This is a genomic window from Nitrososphaera sp. AFS (assembly GCF_009898475.1).
Taxonomy (GTDB): domain Archaea; phylum Thermoproteota; class Nitrososphaeria; order Nitrososphaerales; family Nitrososphaeraceae; genus Nitrosopolaris.
The window spans coordinates 1-6,808 of record NZ_QURE01000119.1; the positions used below are offsets into that span (position 1 = coordinate 1).

Below are 6,808 nucleotides of genomic sequence, written 5' to 3' on the forward strand. Positions count from 1 at the left end.
TGGGGTGCAGAAGTTGAGTTTCATCCTGTAATGAGCTTCGATGATCTGAAAAAAGCAGTATCAGCATTCAAGTAGTAACAACAATCTTTCCCATTTTGATATAATGTGATGAACCATTTGAAGAGGGAGGGTCAGAGGCGCCCTAATGCGTCATATCACCATCCTTAAGAAATCACTTTTAGTGGACAATCTCATTCCACGTCCATAAGCATCTGACGACATATTTGCCGCCCATCTGACGAGTTTATATAGAATCTCATAGAACTGTTTACTACAGGATGCCTCCGGCGGTAGAAGTACAAATCAAAGGTCAAGTAATCAAAGAATGGTTCTCCGGTTATACCCGTGATGAACTCGGCATGAACAATAAAATTGGCGCCGGAACTGTTAGCAATATAATCAACGAGTGGAAGAGGGAATTGAGTAAAGATTAGGATTCGATTAGAGAATTGTCAGTTTTCTTAAAAGGTGAAGGATGACGTTTAATGATCTGGCGCCCATTGTTAGATTGAATAATTATATTAAAAAATTGGGCGCCGGTTTGGAGCAAATTGAGACCCTAATCGCAAATATCACCATTTCAAAGGAACCTCAAAAACTCATTGATACTGCAAATCAAATCGCGCAAATAACAATTATTCCACTGGATAAGATTCCTGATCACATCAAACGACAGCAAGATGACGATGAAGAGATTGAAAAAGCTGGAGCAATTTTAGAGCAGAAGAATATCGATATCCAAATTATCGAGGAGTTCAAAAAATTAGGAGGAACTTCAGAAGTATGGTCTCTGCATGGAATCTCCACGTACCCTTGTATCCGTTCTACAAATGATTAAGCAATTGGGATATAATCTACGAAAAATTGTTACAGAATTGGCGCGGATAAGATCACTCAGACAAACGGAGAGGCGCCTAAGGAATAATTGCAAAATACTAGAATCGCACACAAACAGATATCAAGAAATAATTCAACTTATTTCACTGAGATTAGGTTTATTGAATTATCAGCGTTTCATGCTGCGATCTTTAATAAAATTGAGGTGGAAAATTTACCCTATGGAGAGGCTGTATATTCCTTGATGGATGGACTCGATACATCTGAGAAATTGATTTATGCAAGAAAATAATTGAATGACATATGTAGGCAAGTACAGATGGCGAATCTATTTTGGGCGCTCCGAATGGATGCCCTAAATGCATTTAATGAGACTGCAATCCTACAGTGTAACAGACAAAGATATCTTAAATATTCATGATTTATGAATAAGGCGCGCTTAAATTCCATATCACGTGGTCCTATCGATTATTCGTTGTTGTATTTCGATAATCGGAATAATGGATCAAATTTCGGCCCAAAATGATCCTCTAAATTGCAGTCTTATGATGTAACAGATGAAGAAATCCTAAATTTTGGAAGTCGGCGCCCGAAAATACAATTTTGGAGAAATGCTAAAAGATCTGCTGTTATGTGTGTCAACGTATTGTAAACACTGGACAATGCGCATATTGGAAGACATCTTTTACCACACTTCCAAAAAAATATTCTTCCACTGTGGTCATACCCTTAGTACTAATTACAATAATGTCTATTTTGTTTTTCCTGGCATACTCAATTATCGTTTTTCCCATTGTGCCATTTTTTTCAAGTACCTCCTTTTGCCGCTCGGGGATTTTTCTATGATGGTAAGCCTGTCCCTTGGTGAATTTGTAAACGTGTAGTGTCATTTCCATTATTTATTGATTTAGGATTTTGATCATTAGCCGTTTGTAGACTTTTGGTCCTGGTAAAACAATGGTCAGGATGTATTTCTGGGGTTTAATGCTTGTTGTATCCCTGAATATATCCATAATCACATGCAGTTATGTTAGTTATACCTCGTTCAGGGTTGCAGCTACTTGTAGGATCTCTTGTTCCAACAGTTGAATCTTGTTTCCCAAAATTATAACCACTCGCAAAGTCTTTTGCTGATGTGCCAGTCGCGATATTATTGCTAGTTGTTACATGTCCGGGTATAATCAAATTACAAAGAAATTCTCCCCCTTGTAAAGCAAGATTACTGATGCTTGGTATTGTGATCTTCATTCCTGTCTGACCCGCATTACCAGTTGTTGGCACACTGGCTGACGTTTGGTTGCATGAGATTAGATATCCTATGCTAGACCCGGTATTATTGCGACTAGAGGGAACAGTAGAACTACTGCGAGCATTTGGACTCGTGGGGCTAAGGCTGTTTTCATGACACTGTGGCAACGTGACAGCCAAACCAGAACTACACTGGGGCAGGACAGGAAGCCTATTAGGTTGTTGCGGAAGAGACGCAGGAGGTGATAATGCAGTAAAAGGTGTGCCCATTGTACCGCTTGAACCCTTTCCGGATTCGACTCCAGGAGAAGTGCTAGATATAGTTGGGGGTTGTGTTGATTGTGATTCTATTGTCTCAGGAGATTTAAACCCTTTTCCATTTGCAGGCATTATCACGGATGGTAAGGTAGCAACTACGTTGATAGGTATAATCAAAAATAGGAATGCAGCGGTAATGAATGCAGCCAAAAGGATTTTCATTTGTTCGGACTCCCTTTCAACCTTTTGTCATTATATGTTATGGATGACGATGATCTCATAAGTGTTTAATCAACTCTTATCATTTTCCCTAGTTTTAAGTTTTAAGAATATCGTCAGATCCAATCTTATGGTATCACAGTTGATGAAATCCTATTTCATGAATTTATGAACTCAGCAAGCATGTCTAGTGAATGCTAAAGGAACACCATTTGATGGAGTCAGTAGCAAAACGACAAATCGGGATATGATGTGCTAACTATAGTGATAGGTTGTCTAGTGATACAAAGGATAATACCGTTGGAGTATGCTTGGCCACACTCCATTGCCGCATTATTTCTTTTTGGCGGCTTTTACCGGCTTCTTTGCTTTTGTTTTGGCCTTCTTAACAATTATTCTATATTAAGAATGGATTAATATATAGAATATATTTTATAGATTTATAAATTACTGAGTCAGATTAACCGCACCAGGGATGGTGAATCAACCGATACGATTTTTTTTCTCTGAAAGGTGTTATGATCTGTATCCCATCTATCAACTAGTCCAACAAACTATCACAGTCAAGTACGTCTGATATAAACTAATCACCAAATCATCATATGCATATACTCCATAAATTTCTGTTCTAATCATTCATATGGCGAAGCAGTCGTAGATAGAATGAACAGAGATAAACCATAGTTTCTTCGCTGATCATAGTAGTTAGTTTTCTTACTTATTTGGGTTGGGTATTAAAGAAGAAAATGAAACGAAATTCCAAAGGGAATATGTTGGCCCACAAAACCTAACAACAGAATCGTCTATGTTCAGGTAGAGAGGAGCGGATATAATATATCCCTCCAGCAAGATCACTCAAATAGATCATCATGTCTGTCGTGGACTAGAACTAGACACCAGCAGTATACAAACTAATTGTATGATAGTAATCAAGCAAATAAAATAACATTGGGTCATTTAATATGAATTATCCTCATTTAACTAGAATGTTAGGAAAAAATGAAGAACTTGTCAGGGAGTACTATTGGGCAGACACCGCGACCAAAATTTCGGCGCTCCGTATAGAGTTAATAGATCACAAAACAACCACATTAAGAGTGGGAAAAGTAGAGAACAAGAATCTACCACATCCGGAAGCAAATCGAGTCATTATTTCAAGGAATGCTCAGAATAATGATCTCTTATTAGATTATTTACAAGATGACAATCGATTAGCACAGGAAATAATACCTGGTCATACCATAGCGAGAGTATCAGTTGAATTTCCGCCATCTGTTGGCGACCTGATGCAGTAGGAAAAATATTCTGTTGTCGTTGTGACATGAGATTAAGGGTTTCAATAAATGGGGGACGGGACAGTAAGAGATATTGCTTAGAACGGTTGGGAGAATTACACGAGTTGATCAATTACTAAACTATGGCCCGCCATGCTCGACAGAAAATTTACTGATTATTCTTTGCTGCACATAACTGGTTCCTCTCCTTGATGGTTTTCTTTATTCATCATTTCTAGACTGTAGAGGATGAGAAATAAAGATTATGGATGATGGATCATCTAAAAGAACACTCATAGTGCTGAATTACCAGATGAGCACTCATATGGCCATAAATTCTAACTAAAAATAATGTCTACTTAATATGCGTGTGTGTATATCTCGTGCCGCTTGACTTTTTTTAGCTGATATTTGGGTGGCTACTATGTGGCTACTATAAATGAAACCACGCCAACTCTATGTCTACAAAACCTATTTAAGGGCAGTTCATACTAGCGTAAATCACATTCTATTAATAATACTTATACGTACATTAATTAATGCAAGCAAAAAAAATTAGCAGCAGTTGTAGCATCAATGATCTTTGTGGCTTTGGGAGCTACAGACGCTTCTGCACAAGTAAGCAACATGAGTTCTTCAAAAACTTCAGCACCTAGCATTTCGCAAAGTACAGTAGTACTTCCCCCTCAAGCTGTAATAGAGCTTGAAGGAAAAACAATTCCAGCCAACGATTTCATACCTCTTTATGACACTACGCCTTACATGATAAAGAGTGGGCATATAGAAGCAAAGCTTCCATGTGATGCATCTTCAACCTCTCCTTTGAAAATACTTGTTGGACAGGACGGCGGATACCTTACATCTGCCAATTTGACACTCATCAAACCATTGTCAACACCAGGCAAAATGTGTTTTTACCAAGCAGATCTTGTCTCGCAACCTTACACACATGGTGACTGGCTGTGCATAACAGATATAGTAATCCGGAACCCAACAAGCACAACAATGACATTTCCTCCTACTACTTCAGTGGATATAGGTGCTGAGCAAATTGCGTCTGGAGCTGGAATGACTGCCGGAACCAGTATGACTACCACCAAGTAAAGAGATGGAACAAAACTAGGATTCAGAAGTAATCTATTATGCAATAGAAGCCTCTTCTATTTTTCTGACGGACTAGAATTAATGGAAGCAAGGGTTTAAGGCAGTAGGTTATAGCTCTGGAGGCAGGTAGGGGGACGATTCCGAATAATACAAAATAGCCTTCCTGTGGTCTCTTTTGTCGGTAAGTTCTTTGGTTTTACAAAGCCAATGATTTCTCTAATTCTGCATATTAAATAATTTATGGCTGTTCCCAGATATGCTCGGCGCGCCTAGAGAATTCCAGAAGAAAACAGTTTGAAGGATGACAACTTGAATCACAAAGAATGATGCCGTTGGAATATGGTGGGCAATACTCCCAGTGCCAATCACTTTATTTTTTTTGTGGCCTTTACCTGTTTCTATGCTTTTGTTTTTGGTCTTTTTAACCATTCCTGATATCAAATATGTTTGATCATTTAATTTACTGAGGTGCACTAGTAATACCTAGATCGTAAACCAACTAATGTCATTCCTATCATAAATGTAACGGGATATTTGTATGATATACTCCTATGCGATTAAACATTATGAATAAGTTGCGAATGCCCAACCAACTCAAATCAATATCTTGAGTCTTGGTGGCCTCGTTGACTGATCTTTGCGATGTAAAGTCAACTCACAACTTGATGTAAATAAAGAAGACACCTGATAAACAAAGGAACACTTGACAGTATTATTGCAGAAGAGTCTTGGTGGCTGCGTGGTTGTATCTGATACTAGAGTAATGCGGGGCTTCGAGGCAATTAACGGGAGTGAAATCTACAATTTATGGGAGAAACATCCAATTGTCATTACGGGAGCTTGTACCGCTGCTCTCCTGGATAAGTTTAAGACTAGAATCTATAATCTGAACTTCGGTACCACCACTCATAACCGAAAGCAGAAATTCTGGTCAAAAATATTGTGACAAATATATATGCGATACTCCAATCGGTTAAGAGATAATTACAAATTCGATGCCATAATAATGGGCCTAAAAGAATTCTACAAAGGCGAGGCGTACATTTTACGTGTTCATGATAATGGAATAACCGAGGACGTCAAGAAGTATGCTATCATAGGTCATGGAAGCCCCTATGTAGCGGCATTGTATTCGCTCTGTTATGAGTACGAATTGAGTGTAATAGAACTGGCTGTTTGTCCGCCAGCCATAACTACTGCTACCAATTGAAGGATATATGCACAGGCCCTACAAATATAACTTGATGAAATACTATACTCAAATGTGATATCCAAAACAGAATATCTTACATTCAATACCAAGACTACTCGTACATTTGTGAATATAACCCATGAAGTTGGAAATATTGTTGAAAAAAGTGGAATTAAGGAAGGTCTATGTTTGGTAAATGCTATGCATATCACAGCTAGTGTATTTATAAATGATAATGAAAGCGGACTGCATAAAGATTATGACATATGGCTTGAAAAGTTAGCGCCACATGATCCTACTGAACAATATAAACATAACGAAACTGGCGAGGATAACGCTGATGCTCACATGAAGCGCCAGATTATGGGACGGGAGGTTTTGGTTGCAATTACCAACGGGAGACTAGACTTTGGCCCATGGGAACAGATATTTTATGGAGAGTTTGATGGGCAACGTAAAAAAAGGTACTAGTAAAGGTGATTGGTGAATAATAATAGAAAACGAGACACATCATATCTGATTATTGCATCAATAAGGATATTTGGATGGTTGCGTCTAGAAAAAGCATTTAGAGGCCGTAATAATTGAGTTACCTTCATTCTTTATCATTAAACTACATTCATCATACTTCACAATCAGATTCAACGATTGAAGAGATAAAGGATTCGAGAAGACA

10 protein-coding genes and 1 pseudogene are annotated in these 6,808 nt (G+C 38.2%); 8 read left to right on the top strand and 3 right to left on the bottom strand.

The features are described 5' to 3' along the window. Positions 1 to 278: 278 nt before the first annotated feature. The 3 genes from DYY65_RS10580 (at position 279) to DYY65_RS10590 (ending at position 1,129) form a co-directional block, all read left to right on the top strand. Positions 279 to 434: a hypothetical protein gene (locus tag DYY65_RS10580; protein WP_162477927.1), complete on the top strand. Its 156-nt coding sequence runs from the start codon at positions 279 to 281 to the stop codon at positions 432 to 434. Positions 435 to 508: 74 nt separating this feature from the next. Further along, positions 509 to 838: a hypothetical protein gene (locus DYY65_RS10585; protein ID WP_201449464.1), complete on the top strand. Its 330-nt coding sequence runs from the start codon at positions 509 to 511 to the stop codon at positions 836 to 838. Positions 839 to 925: 87 nt separating this feature from the next. After that, entirely contained in the window at positions 926 to 1,129 is a 204-nt protein-coding gene (locus DYY65_RS10590) for a hypothetical protein (RefSeq protein ID WP_162477929.1), read from the top strand. A gap of 346 nt (positions 1,130 to 1,475) precedes the next feature. On the opposite strand, the gene DYY65_RS10595 is transcribed toward DYY65_RS10590, so the two are convergent. After that, the gene (locus tag DYY65_RS10595; protein WP_162477930.1) at positions 1,476 to 1,727 is read right to left on the bottom strand and encodes a universal stress protein; all 252 of its coding nucleotides are present in this window, start codon (positions 1,725 to 1,727) and stop codon (positions 1,476 to 1,478) included. A 91-nt stretch (positions 1,728 to 1,818) separates the two neighbouring features. Continuing rightward, a complete protein-coding gene (locus tag DYY65_RS10600) occupies positions 1,819 to 2,565 on the bottom strand; it encodes a hypothetical protein (RefSeq protein WP_162477931.1) in 747 nt (248 codons plus the stop codon). 983 nt (positions 2,566 to 3,548) lie between these two features. Here DYY65_RS10600 and DYY65_RS10605 point away from each other — a divergent pair. Together DYY65_RS10605 and DYY65_RS10610 are read left to right on the top strand one after the other, a co-directional pair. Then, positions 3,549 to 3,857 carry a hypothetical protein gene (locus tag DYY65_RS10605; protein ID WP_162477932.1) on the top strand — a complete coding sequence of 103 codons (309 nt, stop codon included), beginning with the start codon at positions 3,549 to 3,551 and terminating at the stop codon, positions 3,855 to 3,857. 555 nt (positions 3,858 to 4,412) lie between these two features. Then, positions 4,413 to 4,940, top strand: coding sequence for a hypothetical protein (locus DYY65_RS10610; protein ID WP_162477933.1), 528 nt, complete (start codon positions 4,413 to 4,415; stop codon positions 4,938 to 4,940). A 216-nt stretch (positions 4,941 to 5,156) separates the two neighbouring features. On the opposite strand, the gene DYY65_RS10615 is transcribed toward DYY65_RS10610, so the two are convergent. Beyond that, positions 5,157 to 5,369: a hypothetical protein gene (locus tag DYY65_RS10615; RefSeq protein ID WP_162477934.1), complete on the bottom strand. Its 213-nt coding sequence runs from the start codon at positions 5,367 to 5,369 to the stop codon at positions 5,157 to 5,159. A 286-nt stretch (positions 5,370 to 5,655) separates the two neighbouring features. Here DYY65_RS10615 and DYY65_RS10620 point away from each other — a divergent pair, with 286 nt between their 5' ends. From DYY65_RS10620 to DYY65_RS10630, 3 genes and pseudogenes are all read left to right on the top strand, one after another. After that, on the top strand, positions 5,656 to 5,886 hold the full coding sequence (locus tag DYY65_RS10620) for a hypothetical protein (protein WP_162477935.1): 231 nt from the start codon (positions 5,656 to 5,658) through the stop codon (positions 5,884 to 5,886). A 9-nt stretch (positions 5,887 to 5,895) separates the two neighbouring features. Next, on the top strand, positions 5,896 to 6,150 hold the full coding sequence (locus DYY65_RS10625; RefSeq protein ID WP_162477936.1) for a hypothetical protein: 255 nt from the start codon (positions 5,896 to 5,898) through the stop codon (positions 6,148 to 6,150). Between the two features lie 54 nt (positions 6,151 to 6,204). Continuing rightward, positions 6,205 to 6,623: pseudogene (locus DYY65_RS10630) on the top strand (secondary thiamine-phosphate synthase enzyme YjbQ). The last annotated feature ends 185 nt before the right edge of the window (positions 6,624 to 6,808 follow it).